General features: G+C 34.1%; 2 protein-coding genes. Both read right to left on the reverse strand.

Annotation, left to right across the window (positions count from 1 at the left end; all coding sequences use genetic code 11):
• Positions 1-385: 385 nt before the first annotated feature.
• Complete coding sequence (gene spx, locus ACYVQ1_RS10205; RefSeq protein WP_002886328.1) at positions 386-784, reverse strand: transcriptional regulator Spx; 399 nt, start codon at positions 782-784, stop codon at positions 386-388.
• Between the two features lie 273 nt (positions 785-1057).
• Positions 1058-1245 (reverse strand): transposase (locus ACYVQ1_RS10210; RefSeq protein ID WP_461258415.1); only part of this gene is annotated, 188 nt, incomplete at its 5' end.

Genomic DNA, 1245 nt, shown 5'->3' on the forward strand with positions numbered 1-1245 from the left:
ACGATTTATTCTTGTAAATTGACAGGTTATAATTTCTTCTATCATAACCCTGCACTTGGTTTCTTATTCAGTTCTCAAAGGTCTTTGTCTCTCTCAAGACAACTCCTATATTCTAGCAAATCTAGAACAACTTGTCAACACTTTTTTCGAAGTTTTTTCACTTCTCGTGTTCGCCGCCCCTTCCGAAGCAGCTTATTTATAATATCATCTCTGACTTATCTTGTCAATAACTTTTTTAAAGTTTTTTTCAAACTTTTTTCAGTTACTGAACAATTTCCTTGAGACTTTATTAGTCTATCAAGTTTGTGAACCAATGTCAATACTTATTTTCTATGCAATAAGTGAAAGTAAAAAGAAGATCTCTAGTATCTCCTTTTTTCATTTTTTATAGAGCTGCTCGCATGCGTGCTTGTGAATTTTCGACATTTCGTATTGAGCGCGGTAAGAACGCACGGATGTCATCTTCTTTATAACCCACTTGCAATCTCTTATCATCAATTAAGATTGGACTTTTCAAAATTCTTGGGTTTTCTTGAATCAAATCAATCACTTCACTAACACTGAGCTCGTCGATATCACAATTTAGAGCTTTAGCATAGCGATTTTTTGATGAAACAATGCTCTCAACACCATTCTCTGTTTTTGATAGGATGTTTAAGATTTCTTCTTTTGTAAGTGGTTCTTTACCAAGGTTTTGTTCTTTATAAGGAAGTTGATGGTTGTTCAACCATGTTTTTGCTTTTTTACAACTTGTACAACTTGAGATTGTATAAATCTTAATCATGTTAATTCTCTCTTTCTGTCACATGATACTATTATCTTATCATTGTCCTTAGTTTAAGAAATCGGTCTAGCGACCTATTTTGAATCTAAGGGGACTTTTTCAATTATCATAGATTTTTTTACTTAGATTAAATCATAACCACCCGTCTAACGGGTGGTTTGATCAAGGGCTATAAGCCCATAATACCAGCCAGCGCCTAAAGACGCTGGCTTTCACTTTGTTCAAGTCTTATTGCTTTTGACTCGTCACAAGCCTCTCAAAGAGGCATTCGCATTACTTACCATTATCCCTGAAGGGATTTTCATATTCTTTTACGCTTAATTTGTCCAAAGCGATATCATGCTTCTCTTGTTCCTGAATATATTTCTTAATTGTGGCTTCATTAAGTCCTACCGTACTTACATAATAACCTTCTGCCCAAAAATGTCTGTTACCAAATTTATATTTTAAATTGGCGTGTT

It is taken from the genome of Streptococcus parasalivarius, from assembly GCF_054785155.1.

What these genes read in the sequence shown, in the direction of transcription:
- spx (WP_002886328.1), bottom strand. Translation starts at nt 784, where the DNA reads ATGATTAAGATTTATACAATCTCAAGTTGTACAAGTTGTAAAAAAGCA.